At 69.8% G+C, this 21,495-nt stretch carries 18 protein-coding genes and 3 pseudogenes; 11 read left to right on the forward strand and 10 right to left on the reverse strand.

Translation table 11 applies throughout. The annotated features are described in order from the left end of the window. Nucleotides 1-328 precede the first annotated feature (328 nt). The 3 genes from ACGFSA_RS32265 to ACGFSA_RS32275 form a co-directional block, all read right to left on the reverse strand. On the reverse strand, nt 329-1,138 hold the full coding sequence (locus ACGFSA_RS32265) for a hypothetical protein (protein WP_393309583.1): 810 nt from the start codon (nt 1,136-1,138) through the stop codon (nt 329-331). 226 nt (nt 1,139-1,364) lie between these two features. Beyond that, complete coding sequence (locus tag ACGFSA_RS32270) at nt 1,365-2,288, reverse strand: recombinase family protein (RefSeq protein WP_393309584.1); 924 nt, start codon at nt 2,286-2,288, stop codon at nt 1,365-1,367. A gap of 200 nt (nt 2,289-2,488) precedes the next feature. Continuing rightward, nucleotides 2,489-3,064, reverse strand: coding sequence for a helix-turn-helix domain-containing protein (locus ACGFSA_RS32275; RefSeq protein WP_393309585.1), 576 nt, complete (start codon nt 3,062-3,064; stop codon nt 2,489-2,491). Nucleotides 3,065-3,183: 119 nt separating this feature from the next. On the opposite strand from ACGFSA_RS32275, the gene ACGFSA_RS32280 reads away from it, so the two are divergent. The 3 genes from ACGFSA_RS32280 to ACGFSA_RS32290 are packed head-to-tail and all read left to right on the forward strand — an operon-like array spanning nt 3,184 to nt 5,439. After that, nucleotides 3,184-4,020 (forward strand): EamA family transporter, encoded by an 837-nt coding sequence (locus ACGFSA_RS32280; protein ID WP_393309586.1) that lies wholly within the window; start codon nt 3,184-3,186, stop codon nt 4,018-4,020. A gap of 29 nt (nt 4,021-4,049) precedes the next feature. After that, on the forward strand, nt 4,050-4,697 hold the full coding sequence (locus ACGFSA_RS32285; protein WP_393309587.1) for an FMN-binding negative transcriptional regulator: 648 nt from the start codon (nt 4,050-4,052) through the stop codon (nt 4,695-4,697). Nucleotides 4,698-4,731: 34 nt separating this feature from the next. After that, nucleotides 4,732-5,439, forward strand: coding sequence for a B3/4 domain-containing protein (locus ACGFSA_RS32290; protein ID WP_393309588.1), 708 nt, complete (start codon nt 4,732-4,734; stop codon nt 5,437-5,439). 73 nt (nt 5,440-5,512) lie between these two features. Here the strand turns inward: ACGFSA_RS32290 and ACGFSA_RS32295 are convergent, their stop codons facing one another. From ACGFSA_RS32295 to ACGFSA_RS32305, 3 genes are all read right to left on the reverse strand, one after another. Then, the gene (locus ACGFSA_RS32295; RefSeq protein ID WP_393309589.1) at nt 5,513-8,647 is read right to left on the reverse strand and encodes a Tn3 family transposase; all 3,135 of its coding nucleotides are present in this window, start codon (nt 8,645-8,647) and stop codon (nt 5,513-5,515) included. Nucleotides 8,648-8,743: 96 nt separating this feature from the next. Next, a complete protein-coding gene (locus ACGFSA_RS32300; RefSeq protein ID WP_393309590.1) occupies nt 8,744-9,352 on the reverse strand; it encodes a hypothetical protein in 609 nt (202 codons plus the stop codon). Continuing rightward, nucleotides 9,352-9,759, reverse strand: a complete 408-nt coding sequence (locus tag ACGFSA_RS32305) for a hypothetical protein (protein ID WP_393309591.1) — start codon at nt 9,757-9,759, stop codon at nt 9,352-9,354. The genes ACGFSA_RS32300 and ACGFSA_RS32305 overlap by 1 nt, the downstream gene beginning before the upstream one ends. Before the next feature lie 636 nt (nt 9,760-10,395). Here ACGFSA_RS32305 and ACGFSA_RS32310 point away from each other — a divergent pair. After that, the gene (locus ACGFSA_RS32310; protein WP_393309592.1) at nt 10,396-10,968 is read left to right on the forward strand and encodes a hypothetical protein; all 573 of its coding nucleotides are present in this window, start codon (nt 10,396-10,398) and stop codon (nt 10,966-10,968) included. A 409-nt stretch (nt 10,969-11,377) separates the two neighbouring features. Here ACGFSA_RS32310 and ACGFSA_RS32315 read toward each other — a convergent pair whose 3' ends face one another. Next, complete coding sequence (locus ACGFSA_RS32315) at nt 11,378-11,767, reverse strand: hypothetical protein (protein ID WP_393309593.1); 390 nt, start codon at nt 11,765-11,767, stop codon at nt 11,378-11,380. A gap of 70 nt (nt 11,768-11,837) precedes the next feature. On the opposite strand from ACGFSA_RS32315, the pseudogene ACGFSA_RS32320 reads away from it, so the two are divergent. Continuing rightward, nucleotides 11,838-12,752: pseudogene (locus ACGFSA_RS32320) on the forward strand (IS982 family transposase). A gap of 49 nt (nt 12,753-12,801) precedes the next feature. Here the strand turns inward: ACGFSA_RS32320 and ACGFSA_RS32325 are convergent. Continuing rightward, complete coding sequence (locus ACGFSA_RS32325) at nt 12,802-13,098, reverse strand: hypothetical protein (RefSeq protein ID WP_393309594.1); 297 nt, start codon at nt 13,096-13,098, stop codon at nt 12,802-12,804. A gap of 125 nt (nt 13,099-13,223) precedes the next feature. Here ACGFSA_RS32325 and ACGFSA_RS32330 point away from each other — a divergent pair, with 125 nt between their 5' ends. The 4 genes and pseudogenes from ACGFSA_RS32330 (at nt 13,224) to ACGFSA_RS32345 (ending at nt 17,042) form a co-directional block, all read left to right on the forward strand. Next, nucleotides 13,224-13,796: a GNAT family N-acetyltransferase gene (locus ACGFSA_RS32330; RefSeq protein WP_393309595.1), complete on the forward strand. Its 573-nt coding sequence runs from the start codon at nt 13,224-13,226 to the stop codon at nt 13,794-13,796. A 262-nt stretch (nt 13,797-14,058) separates the two neighbouring features. Beyond that, nucleotides 14,059-14,699, forward strand: a pseudogene (locus ACGFSA_RS32335) (IS5 family transposase); the annotation flags it as partial. A 178-nt stretch (nt 14,700-14,877) separates the two neighbouring features. Beyond that, nucleotides 14,878-15,777, forward strand: a complete 900-nt coding sequence (locus ACGFSA_RS32340) for an NADP-dependent oxidoreductase (RefSeq protein ID WP_393309596.1) — start codon at nt 14,878-14,880, stop codon at nt 15,775-15,777. 413 nt (nt 15,778-16,190) lie between these two features. Then, nucleotides 16,191-17,042 carry a hypothetical protein gene (locus ACGFSA_RS32345; RefSeq protein WP_393309597.1) on the forward strand — a complete coding sequence of 284 codons (852 nt, stop codon included), beginning with the start codon at nt 16,191-16,193 and terminating at the stop codon, nt 17,040-17,042. 471 nt (nt 17,043-17,513) lie between these two features. Here ACGFSA_RS32345 and ACGFSA_RS32350 read toward each other — a convergent pair whose 3' ends face one another. Beyond that, nucleotides 17,514-18,290, reverse strand: a complete 777-nt coding sequence (locus ACGFSA_RS32350; protein WP_393309598.1) for a GNAT family N-acetyltransferase — start codon at nt 18,288-18,290, stop codon at nt 17,514-17,516. A gap of 272 nt (nt 18,291-18,562) precedes the next feature. Beyond that, nucleotides 18,563-18,940, reverse strand: coding sequence for a nuclear transport factor 2 family protein (locus tag ACGFSA_RS32355; RefSeq protein ID WP_053663874.1), 378 nt, complete (start codon nt 18,938-18,940; stop codon nt 18,563-18,565). 146 nt (nt 18,941-19,086) lie between these two features. Between ACGFSA_RS32355 and ACGFSA_RS32360 the strand changes: the two genes are divergently transcribed. Further along, the gene (locus tag ACGFSA_RS32360) at nt 19,087-19,404 is read left to right on the forward strand and encodes a transposase (protein ID WP_393309599.1); all 318 of its coding nucleotides are present in this window, start codon (nt 19,087-19,089) and stop codon (nt 19,402-19,404) included. 120 nt (nt 19,405-19,524) lie between these two features. After that, a pseudogene (locus ACGFSA_RS32365) lies at nt 19,525-21,401 on the forward strand (DUF4158 domain-containing protein); the annotation flags it as partial. Nucleotides 21,402-21,495 lie beyond the last annotated feature (94 nt).

Below are 21,495 nucleotides of genomic sequence, written 5' to 3' on the forward strand. Positions count from 1 at the left end.
CCGCCACCCAAGCGAATCCCGAACGCTTGACCGGCCGTGATGCCCCAACGTCACCCCATCGAGCGATGGCAAATCGGTCATTACGTCACGTACTGTACTCTCACGGGATGTCGCACATTCCCCCAGGTGCCCGGGGGCGAACAGACCCTGGCTACCGTGATTTCACGCGTGATGACACACTGATCGGACAGCGGAGCCTCCGGTGCTGTGAACGGCTGTCTTGGTCGACTGCCAGTTCTACCGGGGCTCCGCTTTCTCACGTCCGAAAACGCCGCAGATCAGAGCGCACTTGCCAACGCCCCCGGAGCCGTGACTTCACGGCCTTGCCCTAAAGGCGCGGTCCTCGCCGACGTGTGGGTGGCTGCGCCCGCAACGCGGGGCTCCCCGTATGTAAGGCGGGAGGCGATGCCTGCGTAGTGCCCCATTGCTGCTGTGCCGCGATGTTTCGGTGCGCCGCGGCATCAAGGAGGGCGCGCGGGACGGCAACTCCTGCCTGACGTGCCGATTCCAGCAGTGCGGCCGCAGCGGTCTGCTCGGCGGGCATCACGGTCCGGTACGCGGTGATGAGCGATTCCAGCTGTCGATGGTGAACGGGGTAGAAGCGCCGCTGCCCGGGATCGTTGGAGACGGTCCGGTGCTCGACGGAATCGGTGACCAGCCCATAGCGCGCTCGCTTCACCGCCAGCGGGGCGGCGGTGGCCAGCTGCCACCCGGCGGCAGGCAGCCGGTACAGCGCTGCCGCCAGAGCGCCTACGCCCTGCACGTCACCAAGGATGTCGCCAACTGGCCGCGCATCGGGGCGACCTGCCCCATCCGGTCGCCACTGCGCTCCGAACAGCAACTGCCCCACCCGCACAGCCGAGGTGTGGGCGATCACGGTGGCCGGATGGGGGACGACCTGCGGCAGGCGGACCACCTGGCCCCGGCGGACGATGTCATAGCTGGGCGGCGGCAGCTTGGGATGCGCCCGCGGGTCGGCCAAGTCCACAATCCGGTGCCACGCGGCCGCGGACTGCTGCCACGCCTGCGCGGAACTCCGCAGGGCTCCGGCGGCCTCCTGCAGAGCTGCAGCGACCGCCCGGTCCGGAAGCTGCTCGGCGAGATGCAGGAGCACCCGGCCCGACAGCAGACGTCCCATTGCTGTCCAGCGGGACAGCTGCTGCAAATCCGATCCGCTCAACCGGTGTCCCGAGCGGTCGTGCAGGGTGTCAAACGCGGCCCGAGACAACCGGTCGCTGTCCTCGGCCAGACGCTCGGGTACAGCTCGGAGGTCATCGCTGGTGTGCGCCTGGACCGGCTCGACAGGCGGCGCCAGCGAGAACGGCCTCGGGGAACATCGGTACAGCGGTTATCGGTGAGAACGATCATGGTCGGGGCGTGAGTGCGCTGACTCGGTTCTCGTACTCTCGGCGGGCCTTGCGCTGGGCCGGGACTGCGGGGAGGCCCTGGCCGCCGTCGAGCGGCTGGCAGCGGGCGAGGAGCTGGCGGTGTACGGCGGGGACGGCGCTGACGCGCAGGGTGTAGCCCTGGCCGCGCCGTACGGTCGTTCCTTGGTCGAGCGCGGCGCGCTCGGCGGGCTCCAGCTCGGTGGTCCGGAGGTAGTCCGCGACCTTGCCCGGCATGTCGAGGGTGACCGGCAGTTGCGGGGCGGGCGCGTCTTCCTCGGTAGCGGTGTGGTCGGGCAGGAGGTCGGCGACGGCCGTGCGGATCGCGCCGCGGCTGACGTCGTGGTCGCGGGCGAGGGCGGCGATGGACCGGCCTTCCAGGTACGCGGTGCGTACGTCGGCGGTCTTCGCGGCCGTCACGGCGGGGCGGCGCCCGCCCTTGTTGCCCTTGGCCTCGGCGGCGCGCAGTCCGTCGTAGGTCAGCTCGCGCTGGAGGTCGCGCTGGAGTTCGCCGGCGGCGGCGAGGGTCTGCACCATGAACTTCACGGTGGACAGCAGCTCGCCGGTGCGGGGGTGGCGTGCGGTGAGGTCCATCGCGGAGAACGCGCCGTCGTGGATGCGCAGGGCAAGGCGGTCGCGGTGGAGGACGTCGAGTACGTCGAGGATGTGGCCGGTGCCGCGTACGAGGCGGAACATCTCGGAGATGTGCACGGTGTCGCCCGGCCGCGCGTACGTGAGTAGTTCGCGGAACTTCGGGCGCTGGAGCGGGTGGAGGCGGCTGGAGGTGCCCGGGTCCTCCTCGAAGACGACCGGGTCCTCGATGCCGGCCTCGGCCAGGACGAGGTTCTGCCGAGCGGTGGACTGCTGGTCGGTCGAGACCCGCTTGTAGACCAGGTTCGCCACTCGGAGGCCCCTTCCGTACGGAGGATCGGACCCTATCTGTCGTCAAACCCTGTCAGCAATCGCCATCGGATCCGATTGGATTCGCGTCGCCTCGAACCCCCGGATTGCACGGGTTCATTGGACGCGTCGGCCGCCTGTCGTCAGACGATCGTTTGACGACAGGGCGGCTCCGCCCCGGCCCGTATGGCTCCCGGGGGGGGCTATGCGGGGCCGGGGGGCAGGTGGACGGTCATGATCAGATGGCAGGTCTCGGTGCCCGATCCGCGGTAGGTGTGGGGGACGTCGCCGTCGAAGGCGGCGGTCTGCCCGGTCTGGACAGGGTGCTCGGTGCCGTCGACGACGAGCACCATCTGTCCGGCGGTGACGCTGACGGTCTCCACGACGCCGGCCTGGTGCGGGTGGCTGGGGTACTCCTCGCCCGGCTCCAGTTTCCAGCGCCAGACCTCGACCGGGGCCGGTCCCGTCGTGGTCAGCATGAGCCGGGCCTCGCCGCCCTTCTCCCCGGCCCACAGGGGCATGACGGCATTGGCGGACACGACCCGGACGCGCCCCTCGGCCGGCCCTTCCATCAGCGCGGACACCGAGACGCCCAGGGTGTCGGCAAGTCGGACGAGGGTGGCGAAATTCGGGTTGCCCTGGGCCTTCTCCAGCCCGACCAGGGCGCCCTTGCTGACCTTCGCCCGGCGGCCGAGCTCGTCCAGGGACAGTCCGGCGCGGGTGCGGGCCGCGCGGACGTTGTGCGCGAGCGTCCGCAGTGCCGCCTCGGTCTCGGTCATCGCCCTTACCCCTCCAAGCAGGTAGGTCACTGCACTGGACCGCGTAGTCGTTCGGTTGACGACCTGCGGTCGGTGCGTTGTACGGTGTAGTCGTTCTATTGATAGTAAGGGATGTACCCGTGATCGCTCTGCTGCTAGCCCTGGGCAGCTCCCTGGCCTACGGATGCGCCGACTTCCTCGGTGGTCTCGGCGCCCGCAAGGCCCACGTCCTGCGCACCGTGATGATCGCCGCTCCGGCCTCGCTCACCGTCGAGCTGCTGCTGTGGCCCTTCCTCGGCGCCTCCTTCGCTCCGGCGACCCTCGTGTGGGGCGCCGCCTCCGGTGTCGCGTCGGCCGCCGCGTTCGCCCTGCTCTACCGCACCCTCGCGATCGGCCCGATGAACGTGCTGTCCCCGGTGACCGCGCTGGTCTCGGCGATGCTGCCGGTCGGTGTCGGACTGCTGCAGGGCGAGCACCTGGGCCTGTCCGGGCTGATCGGCCTGCCGCTGGCGCTCGCGGCGGTGGTGCTGGTCAGCGCCGGACACGGGGCTGGCAGCGCGCGCCCGTCGCGTACCGCGCTGCTGATGGCCTTCGGTGCCGGCGCCGCCATCGCCCTGCAACTGATCTTCCTGCACCAGGCCCCTTCCGACAGTGGAGTGGGCCCGCTGATCGTCGGCCGCGCCGTGTCCTCCGCGGTCACTCTGGCCGCGGCTGGGCTGATGTTCCGGCGGCTGGGCCCGGAGAAACCGGCCTACGCCATGTCGGCGACGGCCGGGGTGCTGGACTCGGTGGCCAACCTGCTGTTCCTGCTCGCCGCCCGCAGCGGCGACCTGGCCGTCGTCGCCGTGATCACCGCCCTGTACCCGGCCGGCACCGTCCTGCTGGCCCGCAGCGTCCTGGCCGAGCGCATCCACCGCGGCCAGCTGATCGGCCTGGGCACCGCCGCCGTCGCCGTCAGCCTCCTCGCTCTCACCTGACCCCACGCTCCTCCCGGAAGGACCCGCGTATGTTCATCCAGCCCTGGGATGCCGCCCTGGACGACGCCGAGTGGCAGACCTGGATCGCTGACGGCCACGACTTCGGCCTCCTCAGCGTCAACGGCCTGCTCGGACACGCGCCGATCGTCGTGCCCACTCACTTCACCGTCGACGGCCGCGCCCTGCTGGTCCACCTCGCCCGACCCAACCCCGTCTGGAAGACGATCGACGTCGATCCGAACGTCACCTTCACCGTCACCAGCGACTACGCCTTCATCCCCGGCCCCTGGCGCGCCAAGCCCGGCATCCCGCCCACCGACGGCGTCCCCACCAGCTACTACGCGGCCGTCCAGTTCACCTGCCAGGCCACCATCGTCGACGACCCGGCAGCCAAGGCTGAGCTGCTGCGCCGGCAGATGGCGCACTTCCAGCCCGAGGGCGACCACGCCCCCATCGACCCCGACCAGCCGCCCTACGGACGGATGCTGCCCGGCATCCGCGGCCTGCGCCTGGACGTCACCGAGGTCCGCGCGAAGTTCAAGTACGACGACCACAAACCCGTCGAGCAGCGCACCGACACCGCTCGCCGGCTCACCGAACGCGGCCAGGCCCTGGACGCGCCCACCGCAGCCCAGCAGCTGCGCCGCCTGGACCGCATCGGCCCCTGGAAAGCCTGACCCCGCCCCGTACTCCCGGAAACGGACTCCCTCGATGACCACCCTCCGTATCAGCCCCACCGTCGCGGACGCCTTCCCCGACACCCTCATCGCCGTCGTCACCGCCACCGGCCTGCGCGGCCACGAACCCTGGCCCGCCACCACGACCGCCCTGGAGCACCTGGAACGGCAGCTCGCGGACAACACCTGGGCCCCCGCCGACGAGGCCGACCCGCGCATCGAGGCATGGCACACCGCCTACCGCTCCTTCGGCACCAACCCCCGCCGCATCCGCCCCAGCGTCGACGCCCTGGGCCGCCGCATGGCCAAGAAGGGCACCCTGCCCCGCATCAACCCGGCCGTCGACTCCTACAACACGGTCTCCGTGCGCCACGGGCTGCCCGCCGGCGCCTTCGACCTCGACCACGTCACCGGCGACGTCGAGATCCGGCACGCCGACGGCACCGAGACCTTCACCCCGCTCGGCGAACCCGACACCGTCGAGCACCCCAAGCCCGGCGAGATCATCTACACCGACACCACCGACGTCCTGACCCGCCACTGGAACCACCGCGACGCCCACCGCACCCGCGTCACCGAAAACTCCACCCACGTCGCCTTCGTCCTCGAAACCCTGGCGGCCGAACGCGACGGCCACCTCCTCAAGACCGCCGCCGGCGAACTGCGGGACCTGCTCACCCCGCACGCCGCCGGGAGCACCATCCACTACCTGAGCCCCGAACACTCGCACGTCGGCATCTGAACCACACTCCCGCGTCCCCGGCCTGAACCCGGCGGGACGCGAACTGACCAGTGCCCGGCCGGGCTGGCGCCGCTCACTCCTGGCCGCCGCCGTCGTCATCCTCGTCCAGCTCGGCCGAGTCCGGGTCGCGCAGCGGGCGCAGGGCGCCGGCAGCCGGGACGCTGGCGGTGAAGCTGTAGCGGCCGAGCAGGTTCAGGTTCTTGTGCTTGAGCGGGGACAGGCGTGCGATGTCCTCGTCGCGGATCTCGTGGCCCTCGGTGCGGAGCTGGGCGACGGCGGCGTCGATGTACTTGGTGGTCCATAGCACGATGGCGTTGAGGACCAGGCCGAGCGCGCCGAGCTGGTCCTCCATGCCATCGCGGTACGCCTGGTGGATGGTGCCGCGCTTTCCGTGGCACACGTCGCGGGCGAGTTTGTGGCGGGACTCCTGCACGGTGAGCTGCCGGTTCATCTGACGGCGGTAGGTGTCGTCCACCGGGTCGACCACGCGCAGCAGGTGCTCGGTCTTGGCGATCCGCCCGTACTCGGCGAACGCCGCCCCGAGCGGGGTCGGGCGGCCGTCGCGGCCGAACATCCGCAGCAGGTCGTAGGCGCGGACCTGGTTGGTGACCAGGGAACCGGCGACCTTCAGCATGTCCGGCCAGTGCGTGATCACCTTGTTCAGATTGACCCGGTTGCGGGCCAGGTCCTCCACCGCACCGTACGTGCCCGTCTCGACGCCGGGCATCGTGGCCCGCCAGAACCGCTGGTCGTCCAGGTCGCGGAACCGGGGGCTGAAGTTGTAGCCGAGGATCTTGAACAGGCCGAACACCATGTCTGAGTACGAGGCGTTGTCGGTCGCCACCATCTCCGGCTTCACGCCGCCGTCCAGGTTCAGCAGGGCGTCCAGGATGTGCAGGGAGTCGCGCGGGGTGCCGGGGACGACCATCTGCCCGATGCCCGCGACCTGGTCGTTGACGGCGTTGAGCCAGGTGATGCCGCGCTTGAACCCGAAGTACTTCGGCGACGGGGCGGCGTTGATGGTGCGCACCGGCACCTGGAAGCGCAGCCCGTCCACGGAGGCGAGCAGTCCGTCACCCCAGAACTGCACGATCGGGATGTCGGCCTGGGCGGCGATGAGAGCGGCGTTCGCCGTGGCGATGGTGTCGGCGCGCAGGTAGTACTGGTCGACGTGCACGAGGCGGGCCCGGGTCAGGGCCTCGTAGCCGGGGTTCACCACCGGAGCCAGGCCGATGTTGCACGCCTCCGAGACGAGCAGCGCGACCATGGAGGTGGGCAGGTCCTTCATCCGGGTCGTGCCGTCGCCGAGGTGCACGAAGGCGTCGAGGAACCCGGTCCAGGCGTTCACCTCGAACAGCAGGTCCGGCAGGTCGATCTTCGGGAGCATCTTCTCGACCCGTTTGCGCAGCCAGGTCAGGGACTTGGGCTCGCCGAGCGCGCCGAGCTTGTCGACGTTCAGCTTCACCCGTCCGTCGTCCTGGACCTCGATGGACACCTTCGCCGCCGGCCCGGCCTCCGTGAGGCGTTCGGCAAGTTGCTTCCATCCGGCGTCCAGGCCGCGCACCAGCTCCGCCAAGTGCTCGGTGACGGGCATGTCCAGGCTCAGTGCCGCCAGGACGTCCTCCTCGACCGCCTCCCAGTCTGGGCCCTCCAGGAGGCGGGCGCGCGGGTTGGACCAGCGGTGCGAGGGCGAGGCGAACACGTCGCGGTTGTTCAGGGCCCGGTGCAGCTGCTCCAGCACGCACACCACGTACGCGTCCCGGTCCACCGCCCCCTGCGGCAGATCAGGGTTTGCGTACACCGCCTTGCGCCACGCCGGCGGCACCAGCTTATCGTCCACCTCGCGCGGCAGCAGTGGCTTCACTCCCACCTTCCGCCGCGCCAGTCCCGGAAGACCCCGCACCCCGGCCAGGACCCGCTTCCCGGCACTCGCCGCATCCAGGGCCTTCGACTCGCCCAGCAACGCGAGGAACGGACGGACCGTGGCGTACCGGTTCGTGAGCGCGGCCCGCATGGCGACCTCGGCCGAGTTCTCGTCCTCGGGCACCAGCGAGACCACGGTGGCCGCCGCGGTCATCACGGCGGCGCGCGGGGCGACTTCCTCCACGGCTGCCCAGAGCGCGGCCACGTCCAGGTCCGTTGCCTGCTCCTCGACCAGCTCCAGTTCCTCGAACAGCACCTTCGCCGCCCGCGCGAGCACCCGTGACGCCTTCTCCAACTGCGGCAGCGTGGACAGCCGCTCCTTCTCCGTCTTGCGCTTCGCCGTGTTCAGCAGCCGGGTGGCCATGAGGACCTGGAACAGGTCCAGGGCCTCGTCGATCGCCTTCGCCTCCAGGTGCCGCATCACCGCGGTGAGCATCGCCGTGCGCTTGGGCTCCGCCGCCCGCTCCAGCAGCGGCGCCTTCGAGCCCAGCGCGTACCGGGCCAGCGCCGCCATCCGGTTCGGCGGGATCTGCGACAACCTCAGCCGCCCCAGCCGGTATGCGCCGATCTCGTCCACCCGCTCCAGCGCGCGGGCGAACGCCGTGCCCGTCGTCCGCGTCGGTGGCCGGCGCAGCCGCTCCAGCTCCGAGAACCGTGAGCCCTCCGGCGTCTTCAGCGTCGCCACCAGGTCCCCGGGCAGCGCCGGGTCCGCGCGGCGGGCGGCGCCCGCGACCGTGGCGTGCAGGCGCTTCTCCGCGACCTGCCGCGCCTCCGACACCTGCCGGGCCAGCACCGACACCCCGGGCAGCAGGACCCGGTGACGGCGCAGCCAGCCCACCGCGTGGTCGAACAGCGCCTTCGGACCCTCGGCGTGCGTCCACGCCCGCCCGTGCAGGAACGTACGGAACCGCCGGCCCCACTCGGAGTCCTCGTAGGGGTGGTAGCCGTAGGCGTCCCGGATCTCCCACGCGTGGTCGTACAGCGTCTGGCGCCGCTCCGTGTACCGCTTGACCACGGACGGGTCCTCGATGCCGAGCTGCACGGCCAGGTGCTCGACTACCGGCCAAGGCGCCGCGAGCGGGTCCTCCAGGAACAGCCCGACGTACCGCACCGTGCACATCTGGAGCGCGAACCCGAGCCGATGATGCTCCGTCCGCCGCAAGGCGATCCGGTCCCGGTCCACGTCGTCCAGGAAGAAGAACCGCTCCAGCTCGGGCCTCGTCGGCTCCTCGGCGAACGTCCCGTACGCCTCGGCCTGCTCATCGCTCAGAAATTCCACCGGCACGAGCCGGACCGTAGCCAGCCCCGGACCGGGCCCGGAGGCGTTTCACCGAACCCCAGCGGCGAAGTGGATCACTGTGCTAGACGTCCATGATCGTTCTCACCGATAACCGCTGTACCGATGTTCCCCGAGGCCGGAGAAGGCCGCGATCCCCCAGTCGGCATTCCTGGTCCCCTCCCGGCCGAAGACCGCAGCCTTGGCCAGCGAGGAACGGACATCGGCGAAGGCGGCGGCAACACCGGGGTCCTCGACGCCCAGTCCCAGGGCGAGAGCGATCCGGTCTGCCTCCCACGCGATTTCGGCGGACCGGCGGGCCAGGTACTCGCGGGCGGGACGGGTGGTGAACGCGAAGGCGTAGGCAGTCAACGGGGCTCGGTCGGGTCCGTGATGGCTCTCGATGACGTCCCGCACCACGTTGACAGCCTTGGTCGCGCCCGAGATGCCGTCCTCCGCCGGACCGGACGAATTCTTCACCGGGGGCGGTATCAGTCGCTGGGCAGTCTGTAATGCATCGCGGGCCCGGTCGAGGTGGAAGCTGAGATCGCTCGCATGCGAGGTGTCGTCGACAATGCTGAGCCCTGCCGACAGCGTTGCGAGGAATCGGTCGAGCCGGCGGCTCACGGCTGCCCGGTCCTCCGCGACGACCTGTTCGGCCGCAGCCCGCAAATGCGCGCCAGCTGTATCGAAGAGCTGTTCTAAAGTGACCACTACCGCTCCCGGACTGCCGAGAGTGCGTCCCGCGCAACAGACGCGTGTCTGGCTGCCTTGCTCAGCTGGCTCTGCACGTCCGCGCTGCTGTCTCCTGTCGAGGCGAGACGGGCAAGAGCCTCTTGGGTCCGACCGAGCAGGCTGACGTAGGGAGTAAGGCCAGCTGTTCCGGGCTCGATCTCTGCCAGGTCGAGGGGAGCGCCCGTCTTCGGCACGGGCAACAGGTCCCGAGCCGTGACGCATTCCTGCGCAGCGATGAGCGCCTGCAGTTCGTCGCTTGCCTCGTCCCAAGCGATGGCGTCCGCCAGACGTCCCGCAAGGTCCAGCGCATCCCATGCGCCGCCCAGCACCGTGGATACGTCCGAATCCGCCAGCGCGTCGCTCACGTTGTTCAGCTCTGTGGTCATGGGCTCGGTCCCCCTTCGTGAGATGCGTGTGGGGCGATCGTTGCATCGGCCCTTCTCGAACTCATAACGCGCTGTGGGCGGAGAAGTCCCTGTGGACAACGCCCCGTGGCCGGGGGGATCGCCTGGCGCCTACGACGCGGGATTTCTCGGCGTCGGTGCATGCCCGGTAGTTCCGCCGCCGCGCTGTCGAGTGCTGCGTGCAGCTACGGGCCTCGGCGAAGGCGATCGCCTGGCTATTGCGACGTCCCGTGCGGCGGGCGGCTTCGTGGGTGGCGACGGACAGATGGCGATCTGGCTCAACCACCGCGCGGCCGCGCTCGCCCTGGTCCTTGAGCACGGCCAGCACGACGGCTTCGGCGACTGAGCTACGCCCGGCAGGCTACGAACCCGCCGGGCACCAGCCGCCTTCCTACTGAGCCTTCTAGGCCTCCTTGCGACGCTCGGCCGCGCACTTCGGGCAGAGCTCGCAGCGCTTCGAACCGCCCATGAACGGGTGGGCGTGCTCGCGCTTGCACTCCTCACATCGCACGTACGTCATCCTCCCTCACCCCTTGGCCCGCTCTCGACCGGGCAAGGACAGGATGATCCGCAGAATTCGTGTCCAGGGTTGTCGGCGCGGCGCGCCATGATGGGCGTGTGGACTACAGCCTTGTGATCGCCGCCGCCCAGGCCGCAGGCCCCTGCCCGCTTGGCGAGGAAGCCGCCTGGGGCCGCCGCGTGCACACCCTCACCGTCGACCTGCACATGATCGCCAAGCAGGCCGCGCAGGACGTCGACCGCCTGGAGAGCGCCAAGACGTTCGTCGCCTTCCTGGAGAAGGTCGAGATCGAGGAGTCCAGCCGGCGCGGCCTGCTCACGCTGCGGCCGCCGTCCGGCGACGCCGAGAGCATCCGTACGGAGCAGGAGGAGACCGACCGCGGCCGCCAGATGATCGACCGGGCCCGCTCCCTCATCGGCCGGTGGGTGCTCATCTACCGGTACAACGAGGAGAAGGCCGGCAACCGGCAGCACAACGTGCGCATGCTCGCGCACCTCGTCGACCTGGGCGACGGCGCGATCTCCGTGAACGTGGCGAAGAAGGTCCTCCTCGACGACGCCGGCGGTGTCGTGGCGCGCGCTCAGGGGGCGTGGGAGAGCGCAGGCCTCCCGGGCGCCGGCACGGTGACGGTCACGCAACTGGAGAAGGCGCGCGCAGAGCTGCAGGGCTGAGCCGCACCGGCAGCGCGGCCGACGGACCGGTGTCGCAGCCCGGCGAACCTTCGAACCCCTGATAGAACAGAGGTTCGAAAGAAAGCGCCATGGCCACACCTGCACCAGCCCAGCGCAAGGCCTCTGCCGTCCTGGACTGCCCGCCCGCGCACGTCGGACGGTGTGCGCGCTGCCACCAGCCGTGCCACCACTACGGCTTCGGCGGGAACCCCCTGTGTACCACCTGCCGGGAGACCGCCGAGTCGGCCCGACAGAAGAAGCCGATCCGGTAACGACGGGCGGATCGTGCTCTAGATGATCAATTCCAAGGGATGCCTGCGGAGGGTGTGGGGTGGGCGGCGGCCGAATCCACTGCGAGACGGTCAGGCGGCGGGCTGCCGGCCCTGGTTGTCGGGGTGGCAGCGGGCGGTCAGGCGTCAGGGTCGACTTCGGGGTGCGTGAACCGCACGGGCTTGCCCAGCGACCGGGCGTAGGCGATTTCGGCTCGGGTGCTGTCTCCGATGTAGTCGCCGACTACGAGCACCTCATCAGCGAGCCGGATCTTCGCCCGGTGCAGATCGTCGAGTCGAACCTTCAGCGCCTCGGCCTCGACAGGATCGGACCAAAGTTCGTGCGGCGACTTCATGTCACAGCCCGGTTTGACGACAATCTTTCCGGCTTTGGTCTCCCGCAGATCGGCCTCGTTCATCTCGGTCATGAAGCGGGTGGAGCCGCAGATCACGACGATACGCGGGAGGCTCAACAGCTTCTTCGCGTCGGCGAGCTTCTCCGCGGGGGTGAGCAGTTGCGGGTATGACACTGGTTCCTCCTGGTGGTGTGGTCCAAGGGGTGCCTGCGGAGACGAGAACGAGGGTGTCCAAGATCGTTTTGTGACGAACGACGTGGACACCCTCGCGACAGCACTCTATGCGACGACCGACGACATGCTGAAGGAGCATCCCGACCTGGCGCCGTGGCGCCCGCCGGTCGGCATTACGCCCCGCCTGAGCGATGCCGAACTGGTCACCCTCGCCACGATGCAGGCCATACTCGGCTACACCTCCGAGGCCAAATGGCTCCGCCATGCCCGTGCCCACCTGCGCCACCTCTTCCCCTACCTGCCCCAGCAGCCCGGCTACAACAAGCGGCTGCGCAAGGCCGCCGGTCTGATGCGAAGCGTCAACCGGATCCTGGCCACCACCACCTCGGTGTGGAGCGACGACGTATGGGTCGTGGACTCCACCCCGGTGGAATGCGGCCGCTCCCGCGAGACCGTCAAAACACTCCGACCTGGCAGGTTGGGCCGAATACGGCTACTGCGCCAGCCACAGCCGCTTCTTCTGGGGCCTGCGCCTGCACCTGGTCTGCACCCTTCAGGGCCTGCCCATCGCCTTCGCCCTGACCGGGGCCAAGGCCGACGAACGCGAGACCCTCCTTGACCTCCTGGCAGCCGAATGTGAGCTTCTGCGAGAGCGCCCCCGACAGACGATCATCGGCGACAAGAACTACTTCGGCCGTGGTTTCGAACGCGAACTGTCCGAGCATGGAGTCCAGTTGCTGCGGCCTGCCCGTAAAGGTGAACGGAACGGCCTGGCGCAGCCCTGTTCAAGCCGTTGCGACAGGTCGTCGAATCGATCAACGAGACCTTCAAGGGACAGCTTGACCTCGAACGGCACCGAGGGCGCACACCCGGAGGCGTCATAGCCCGCGTCATGCAACGCATCCTCGCGCTGACCGCCGCGATCTGGCACAACGACGCCACCGGACAAACCGTCCTACGCTCACTGATCGCCTATGATCACTGACCCCTTGGAATAGATCATCTAGTGCTCCGACCGCATCAGTGGGCCGGCTTCAGGCAGGTGGAAGTGGCCCTGCGACGGTGACCGTGCCGGTCCACCAGCCCGGTTGATCGGGTGCGTGCCAGAGGACGTCGAGCCGACGGTGGGTGAGTTCCTCCGCCTTCTGAACCAGGGCCGCCTGCGTGATGTCCGGCTCGGACGAGGGCGGAGGACCGGCGAGCGCGCCGTCGGCGATGCCGGCCGGCCCGGTGAAGTGGACGGCGTACCTCCATCCGTCCGGGGTCCGGTACAGGACGAGGCTGGCCGGCGTCCCGAGGGTGCGCCAGTACGGCCGCCGTTTGCTCGCCATGCCGGCAAGGTACTGCGGACTCACCGCCCATGCGGCGCGTCCGGCGTCACCGGGGACGTACGCGCCCCCGACCGTCCGGATAAACGGATGGTCGGGGGCGAGCGTGACGCGGCAGGATGCTCCGCATGACATTGCCCACCCCCGAGCTGCACACCGCCCGCCTGCGACTGCGGCCGTTCACCGACGCCGACGCGGCGCCGCTCTACGCGCTGCACAGCAGCGCCCACGTGCTGCGTTACTGGGACTCCCCGCCGTGGACCGAACCGGCCCCCGCCCAGCGCTTCATCGCGACCTGCCGGACGATCGAGGAGGAAGGCACGGGAGCGCGGGTGGCCGTCGACCGCGTCTCCGACGGCGCGTTCATCGGCTGGTGCGGCCTGACCAGCTGGAACCTGGACTTCCGCAGCGCGTCCCTGGGCTACGTCTTCGACGCCGCCGCGTGGGGCCATGGCTACGCCACGGAGACCGCGCACGCCGTCCTGCGGTGGGCGTTCGACACCCTGGACCTGAACCGCGTCCAGGCCGAGACCGACACCCGCAACGTGGCGTCCGCCCGGGTCCTGGAGAAGCTCGGCTTCGTCCGCGAAGGCACCCTCCGCGAGGACTGCGTCGTCAACGGCGACGTCTCCGACTCCTGGGTCTTCGGCCTCCTCCGCCGCGAGTGGCACCCGACGGCCACGCCGACGGCCGGCCGCTAGGACCGAGCCTGCCCGCCTTTCGGTCCGCACCCCCACCGAGGTCACCGTGGGCCGCTCCTGCGAGCTCAACGTCTTCGCTTGCCCCACCGATCCCGACCATCCGCACCGCTGGAGCATCCAGTAGCTCGTAGGGTCCGCCTGGAACGGCATCATTCTCATCGGCGTGCGCGGGTGCTGTCGCTTCTCGTGAACATCGAACACGCCGCGGCCCGGGTGCCTCCCGAAGCCCTGAACAACTGCTGTCGAAACCGGTGAACAAAGCCAGAAGGCCGCCGCCGAAGAGGAGAAGGCCCGGCAAAAGGGGGCGACTCGGAGGGACAAGACGGGCGGGACGCCGGAGACGACCCGGCACGGGAAGCACGGCGACGCATCCGGCACCGTCGCAAGCTCCGGCTGAAGGCTGCCCTGCTCGGACGCTCGAGGGGCGGGCAGACCAGCAAGGTCCACCTCGCCGCCGACCGCCAGTGCCGCCCGCTGGCGTTCGTCCTGACCGCGGGACAGGCCGCCGACAGCACGCAGTTCATCCCCGTGCTCAAGAAGGTTCGGGTCTGCGGGCCTGTCGGCCGCCCCCGCACCCGCCCGGACGCGGTTGCCGGGGACAAGGCCTACTCATCCCGAGGAAATCGGGCCTACCTGCGGAAACGCCACATCAAGGCAGTCATCCCGGAAAAGAAGGACCAGGCCGCCAACCGGAAGAAGAAGGGCTTCAGGGGCGGCCGGCCCGTCAGCCACGACGCAGACCTCTACAAGGAGCGGAACACCGTCGAGCGCCTGATCAACAAGCTCAAGGCCTGGCAAGGCATCGCCACTCGATACGACAAGACCCCGGACAGCTACCTCGCCGGCCTCAACCTGCGCGCCTCGATGATCTGGATCAAAGACCTCACCCGGACCACCCATTGATCACAACCCGATACGCGCCCTAGCTGTATAGGCTCGACACCAATGCGGCTGAGACCGCGAGCGACCTCTGTAGGGGATCCCGAGGTCGACACTGCTGCCCGCTTTGGGTTTCCGGCCCGTACCTCCCGGTCGGTCGGACCGAGTGAGAGGACAAAGATCTACTGTGAAGGCGTGCGGAGTGTCCAGGGCCGAGCAGGAAGTCGCCCTGCTGGAGTTGCCCGAACCGTCATCTCCCGGGCCCGGTCAGATCCTGGTGGCGGTTGAGGCGGCCGGGGTCGGCCCGTGGGACCAACTGCTAAACGGCGCTGGCTGGGACGTGGGGCTGCGCCCCCCGGCGGCGCTGGGAGTGGAGGGCGCGGGCAAGGTGCTGGCCGTCGGCGCGGGTGTCACCGGGTTTGCCGTAGGCGACCGGGTGCTCGCACACGAGGCCCCGCTGCCCGGGGGAAGCGGCTTCTGGGCCGAACGCGTTCTGATCAACGCGGATCACGCGGCAGCCTGCCCGCCCGGGCTGGACGCCGTGTACGCGGCGGCACTGCCGGTCAACGGACTTACCGCGTTGCAGGCCCTGGAGAAGCTGGACCTCAGCCGAGGAGAGCGGCTCCTGATCACCAACGGAGGCGGGGCCACCGGAGCCCTGGCCATCCAGCTTGCCGCGGCCAAGGGCATCGAGGTGACCGCGACCGCGTCTGCTGCCGCCGCAGAGCGCCTGCTCGGTCTGGGAGCGATGGAGGTCGTCGACTACCACGACCCGAACTGGTCGGCCAAGGTACGCGGCGGGTTCGACGCCGCCCTCATCATCGCCACCAGCACGGCGGACGCCGCCCTGCCTTTGGTGCGGGACGGCGGCCGACTGTGCTCTCTGACCTCGGACGCGCCTCCGGAGGAACGAGGCATCACGAGTTGGGACCTCTACGTCGAGCCCAACGCCGCGCAGCTTGTCCAGCTGGCGGAGCAGGCCGCCGCGGGAACCTTGAAACTCGCACCGGAACCCCTGCCGCTGAGCGAGGGACCGGCTGCGTTCGCCCGGGTGGTTACCGGACGGGCCGGCGGTAAGAAGATCGTGCTCACCCGAGCATGACCCGACCGGGTACCGCCCGATCCCGATGCTGGGCCACGGTGCCCGACAGGCGTGATCGAGAAGTCGTCTGGCTGAGATAGGAAGGTTCACCAGGCCGCAGCCGGTGGAGCGGGTTGCCAGGCCGGTCGGGCATGGTGGCGTCGTGACGACGAGTTCAAAGCGGCAGGCTGATCCCCCGCGGGCGCCGACAACTCCAGGGTCTGGATAACAGCAAGAAGCGTCAAGGGCCTCCGCGGGGCCATGGGCCCCGTGCCGGGAGGCCGGAGGAGCGCGAAGACCGTACCGGACCGGGACGTTGCGATTCGGTTCGACACGGACCGAGACGAAAGCAGCAGCCGAACGGGGGACATGTTTCCTGCAAGGCTTCTTGCTGTTATTCAGAATGCGGGCACTGGGTCCGTACGCTGTTGCGCATGCCGACCACCCGCACGCGCCCCGCCGACGCCAACGCCGCCATCAACGGCTTCCTCGGCAAGCTCGCCGACCGCGGGTACGGGTACGAAACGCAGCGCCTGCGCGGCCACCTCCTCAGTGAGTACCTGGAGCACGCCCTGGGCGTGGCGAGGGTGGGTGCCCTCACTACCGACGAGCTCATGGACCTCGTACACGCGGACGCGTGGCTCGCGGCCGCAGCCGCTGGCGAAACCCGCCGCCGCAACACCCTCCTTGGCCCCGACGCGGCCGCCGCCTACAACTCCCAGCGCGCCCGCATCCAGACCTGGAACGCCTTCGCCGAACACCTCGGCCTCCCCCTGCGCCTGGAGCTGCCCCCGGCCAGACACGGCGACTGGCTCGAGCCCGAGGAAGCCCACACACTGCTGCGCACCCTCGCGGTCAAACGCCCCGTCGGCGCCAACGCCGCCACCTCCCTGCGCACCGCAGCGGTGGCCGCGCTCGTCGCCGCCACCGGCCGATCCGTGCCCGACCTCCACGGCCTGGACGTCACCGACGTCGACTTGGAGCACCGGCCCTTCCCCCAGATCGAGCTCGACAGGGGGCGCCACCCGCTCAACAAGGAGACCGCCGACATCCTGCACCGCTGGCTCGACGTCCGCGCCGGCATCACCGAGCAGCTCGAAGGCAGCGACCCCGGATACCTGTGGATCCCGACGAAGCCCGGCCGTGCCCGCGGCGGCGAGGAACCTCCGAAGCCCGGACTGACCCGGGCCGCGGTACGCACCCTGCACGCCGCGCACCGCACCCTCGTCATGCAGGTCTTCGGCGCCCCGCTGCGCCCCGGCGCGCTGCTACTGTCCCGGCCATGATGGGGTCCCCTACTGGTGAGCTCGCGTATTCAACTGTCGCCAGTTCCTCGTGGAACCCACCTCGCTGGTGACCGTACGTGGTCGCTAGCGTCCAGCTAGCCACGGGCCTCAAGCCCTGCGAATGGCGGGTCGCTGATCCCGGCAGGGAGGCCGAACAGCGCGGCTTCCGGGCCGACGCCGGTCGCGTCCCGCGAAGTGGTGTAGCGAGGCGATCAAGCCGACGATCTACGGCTCGCTGACCAGCGTGCTGGTGAAGGCGAGTCAGCTGAGGTGATCGCTGCTGCACCACTCGGCGGGACACCACCGTCGCTGCGGTGAGCGCGGGCGGCGTCTACGGCCCAGGCATACCCCGAGGTCGTCGAGCGGGCTCACGCCGACTTTGCCGCCCTTCAGGCCCAGAAGGTTCCTCACCCCTGCCCGGCCGAAGTGCTCCAGCCCGCGAGCGAGGAGCGTTGAGCAGGGGGGTACCGGCTACGGCTTGTAAACGTGCGGGGTCGTGGTGCTCACAGCGGCGAAGCCGAGCCGCTGCAGGATCGGGCGGCTCTGGTCGGAGGCGTCCACCTGCAGGTAGCGGTAGCCGTGCTCGGCGGCGATCTTGGCGCGGTGCGCGACCAGCGCCCGGTAGATCCCGCGGCCGCGCCAGGCGGGTACGGTGCCGCCGCCCCAGAGGCTGGCGAACTCGGTGCCCGGGTGTAGTTCCATCCGCGCCCCGCAGACCGGCACGTCGCCGGCCATCGCGACGACCATGCTGGCCGTCCCCGGGCTCTCGGCCAGCATGTCGAGCAGGCGCGGCCGCAGCCAGTCCGCAGCCGTCTCGAACGCCCCCTCGTGCGCGGCCAGCATGAGCTCCACGTCGGCCGGGGTGGTCACCGGGTGCAGCCGGACACCCTCGGGCAGTCCGCCGCCGTCGGGCAGGTCGGCGATCCGGGCGATCATCAGGGCCTCATCGGGCTCAGCCTCGAACCCGGCCGCCAGCAGCAGCTCGCCGAGATCCTCCGGCTGGTCGTGCGAGTAGAGCTTCCACTCGAACTCACGGCCCAGCTCGGTGAAGTACCGCACCTGCTCGGCGATCGCCGGCCGCGCCGTGGCCTGGTCCAGGCCGGACCAGACGACCGCGCTCCAGCCGCCCTCAACGCCGACCTGCCGCACCACCTTGCCGACCCGCTCGACTCGGGCGCCGGGCGCGTCGGCGAGGGTATCCCGCCGCATCTGACGGTCGAACAGGGCGAGTACTTCAGAAGTATCCATCCGCGCATTTCAGCACGTGCGAGAGGGCTCACCAAGCGGATTTGCGCCCACCTGGTCTTTGGAGGACTTCACGGTGGGGGAGTCCGCCGAGTGAGTGTGGTCTTTCTGGCCAGATAACCCGCCAACGCAAGGAACGCGCCCGCATCCGCAGCGAGAAGGGCATCCGCTGGGGCGGACGCCCCCTCAACGCCGCAGCCTGACCGACCGCGAACCGTAGCCCCGGAGTGCCGAAAGGGACAAGTTCACGAGAAGGACAGCGACAGAAGGACGACTCAGGAGGCGGACGGCTTGATTTCCCCCGCAAAGACGATGACCTGGTCGATGAGGCTCCGCCGCAGATGGACGACGTCCGTTCCCGCCAGGCGGGGGCCTCCATCCGGCGTGGTGAAGACCCACTGGTACCGGGCCCACTCGTCAGGCATGTCCACCGCTGAGCAGCGCACCATCGTGCCGGTCCCCGCTGGGTGGCGCCGGATGTCCAGCACGAACCGCTCGACCGCCGCGATTCCTTCGCTGCGACCCAACGGCCCCCAGAAGACCACGTCTGAGGTCAGGGCCTGGGAGAGCAGGGCAGTTACATAGCTGTCGTCCGAGGCGTTAAACGCGGAGATGAACGTGTCGATCGCAGAGCGTGCCGTCTCTTCCTGCATGCCCCAGTAATACCAGCCGTTGCGCGTGCGCTCGTCCCGCGAGCCGCCTTCCGATCACGGTGGACCATCCCGGTCACAGCACTAGTAGGGCTTTGTTAGGTACCCCAAGTGATCCTCGTTGGATAGATTGTGATCTTCTTTCAGGTGTGACTCCTGAGGAGATGGAAGAGGTCCGGCCGCGTCTGGAGGCGTTCGCGGCCGAGATGCTGGGCTCGTTGGCGCGTCGGGACCAGCGGGCCAAGGGCGAGATGTACCTGCGCGGGCTGATGCTGGACGGCAAGCGCAAGTCGATGCAGCCGATGGCCGAGCGTCTGGGCGTGGACCACCAGCAGCTTCAGCAGTTCGTCTCTTCCTCCACCTGGGACTACGCCAAGGTCCGGGAACGGCTGGCCCGTTGGGCTGCGGCGCACATCTCACCCGAGGCGTACGCGATCGATGACGTGGGCTTCCCCGGGTGTGAGTAGTTGCGGTACAGAAAGTGCCGCTGAGATCGATCATGGTCGGCTAGCACACCTCCCGGGGGTGCCGCCGGGGTTCTCGGAAAGATCGTCGGGTGGCTGTCGGTGCTGGCTACGGTCCGGATCGTGCCGGTGGAGTTTCTGACTGATGAGCAGGCCGAGGCGTACGGGACGTTCACGGAGGTGCCCACGCGTCCGGAGCTGGAGCGGTTCTTCTTCCTCGATGACGACGACCGTGATCTGATCGCGCTGCGTCGTACGGACGCGCACCGGCTGGGGATGGCGGTGCAGATCTGCACGGTCCGCTACGTCGGCCGGTTTCTGGGTGAGGACCCGCTCGCGGTGCCGTGGGAGGTCGTGGAGTACCTGGCCGGGCAGCTCGGCATCGCGGACGCCTCGTGTGTGAAGCGGTACCCGGAGCGGCGCAGGACACCGTACGAGCACGCGGCGGAGATCCAGGAGCGGTTCAAGTACCGGGACTTCGCCGACCGGAAGTGGGGGCGGGAGTTCCGCGGCTTTCTGTACGGGCGGGCGTGGACGCACGCGGAGGCGCCGGTGGCGTTGTTCAACCACGCGGTGACGTGGCTGCGCAAGAACCGGGTGCTGCTGCCCGGGGTGAGCGTACTGGCCCGGCAGGTGTCTGAGGCCCGCGCGGTGGCCGAGCGGCGCGTGTACGAGGCGGTGGCCCGCGCCGCGCGCCGGGCCGACCCCTCACTCGGGCCGGCGCTGGCCGAACTACTGGTGGTGCCGGAGGGCAAGCGGGTCTCGGAGCTGGAGCGACTGCGGACGCCGCCGACGAAGTCGACAGGCACCGCGATGGTGCGGGCCATGGAGCGGATGGAGGAGATCTCCGCGTTCGCGCTGGGCCGGGTGAACCTGTCGCGGGTACCAGTGAACCGGCTGTCCACGCTGGCCCGGTACGGGCAGCTGAGCAAGGCGCAGACGATCGAGCGGGCGCCCGAGCCGCGGCGGACCGCGCTGCTGACGGCGGTGGTACGTCAGCTGGAGGCGCAGGCGGTCGACGACGCGCTGGATTTGTTCGCGGTGCTGATGGCGAACCGGCTGATCAGCCCAGCGCGGCGGGCCTCGGATCGGGAGCGCCTGGCGATGCTGCCGTGGAGAAGGCGGCCCGCGTCCTGGCGAAGGCGTCGAAGATCCTCACTGAGGAGCTGGACTTGGTCGCCGAGCACGACGCGGACCTGGACGTCGCCGCGCTGTGGGCGGCGGTGGAGGAGGCCGTGCCGCGTACGGCGGTGGCCGGCGCGGTGGCAACCGTCGAGGCCCTGGTGCCCGAGGACGACGGGTCGGCCGAGGCGGCGATGCGCGAGAAGCTGGCCCTGCGCTACAACACCGTGCGCCCTTTCCTGGCCCTGCTGGGCGAGTCTGATGCGCTGGGCGCCGCACCGGCCGGGCGGCGCCTGTTGAAGGCGGTACGCCGCCTGCCCGCGCTCTCGCGCCGGAGGGTCAAGGACCGGCCGCTGCTGCCCCGTGAGGTCGACGCCGACTTGGTGCCCGCCATGTGGAAGCGGCCGGTGTTCTCCAACACCAAGCTGCCCCAGGGCGCGGTCGACCGGGACGCGTACGTGGTGTGCGTGCTGGAGCAGCTGCACCGCGCGCTGAACCGGCGCGACGTGTTCGCCGCCCCGTCGAACCGGTGGGCGGACCCACGCGCCCGGCTGCTGGACGGCCCCCGGTGGGAGGCGATGCGCGCGGACGTGCTGGCAGGCCTGTCCCTGACCGAGAACGCGGGCGAGCACCTGGCCCAGCTCACGCGCGCGCTGGACGCGGCGTGGCGGCAGATGGCCGACCGGCTCGCCGAGGCCGGCGATGACGCGAAGGTGGAGATCGTCGTCCCCGAGGGAGGCGGCCGTGCCCGCCTGTCGGTGGACAAGCTCGGCGCGGTGGGCGAGCCGGAGTCGCTGACCTGGCTGAAGACCACCACGGAGGCGATGCTTCCCCGGATCGACCTGCCGGACCTGCTCTTCGAGGTGCACTCCTGGACTGAGGTTCCCCCGCTGTGCGGGAAGTGCTGATCAGCTGGTCAGAAGGGGTTGGCGGGGTTTCAGGTTCGCTCGTTCGGTCGTTGCCTGGTCGGCG

This window comes from Streptomyces sp. NPDC048496 (assembly GCF_043200055.1).
Lineage (GTDB): Bacteria > Actinomycetota > Actinomycetes > Streptomycetales > Streptomycetaceae > Streptomyces.

Bases quoted from the DNA above. Each gene is read 5' to 3' on its own strand.
- ACGFSA_RS32265 (WP_393309583.1), bottom strand. From the start codon at position 1,138: ATGGGACGTCTGCTGTCGGGCCGGGTGCTCCTGCATCTCGCCGAGCAG.
- ACGFSA_RS32275 (WP_393309585.1), bottom strand. From the start codon at position 3,064: ATGACCGAGACCGAGGCGGCACTGCGGACGCTCGCGCACAACGTCCGC.
- ACGFSA_RS32285 (WP_393309587.1), top strand. From the start codon at position 4,050: ATGTTCATCCAGCCCTGGGATGCCGCCCTGGACGACGCCGAGTGGCAG.
- ACGFSA_RS32290 (WP_393309588.1), top strand. From the start codon at position 4,732: ATGACCACCCTCCGTATCAGCCCCACCGTCGCGGACGCCTTCCCCGAC.
- ACGFSA_RS32305 (WP_393309591.1), bottom strand. From the start codon at position 9,759: ATGACCACAGAGCTGAACAACGTGAGCGACGCGCTGGCGGATTCGGAC.
- ACGFSA_RS32325 (WP_393309594.1), bottom strand. From the start codon at position 13,098: ATGGCGAGCAAACGGCGGCCGTACTGGCGCACCCTCGGGACGCCGGCC.
- ACGFSA_RS32330 (WP_393309595.1), top strand. From the start codon at position 13,224: ATGACATTGCCCACCCCCGAGCTGCACACCGCCCGCCTGCGACTGCGG.
- ACGFSA_RS32345 (WP_393309597.1), top strand. From the start codon at position 16,191: ATGCCGACCACCCGCACGCGCCCCGCCGACGCCAACGCCGCCATCAAC.
- ACGFSA_RS32350 (WP_393309598.1), bottom strand. From the start codon at position 18,290: ATGGATACTTCTGAAGTACTCGCCCTGTTCGACCGTCAGATGCGGCGG.
- ACGFSA_RS32355 (WP_053663874.1), bottom strand. From the start codon at position 18,940: ATGCAGGAAGAGACGGCACGCTCTGCGATCGACACGTTCATCTCCGCG.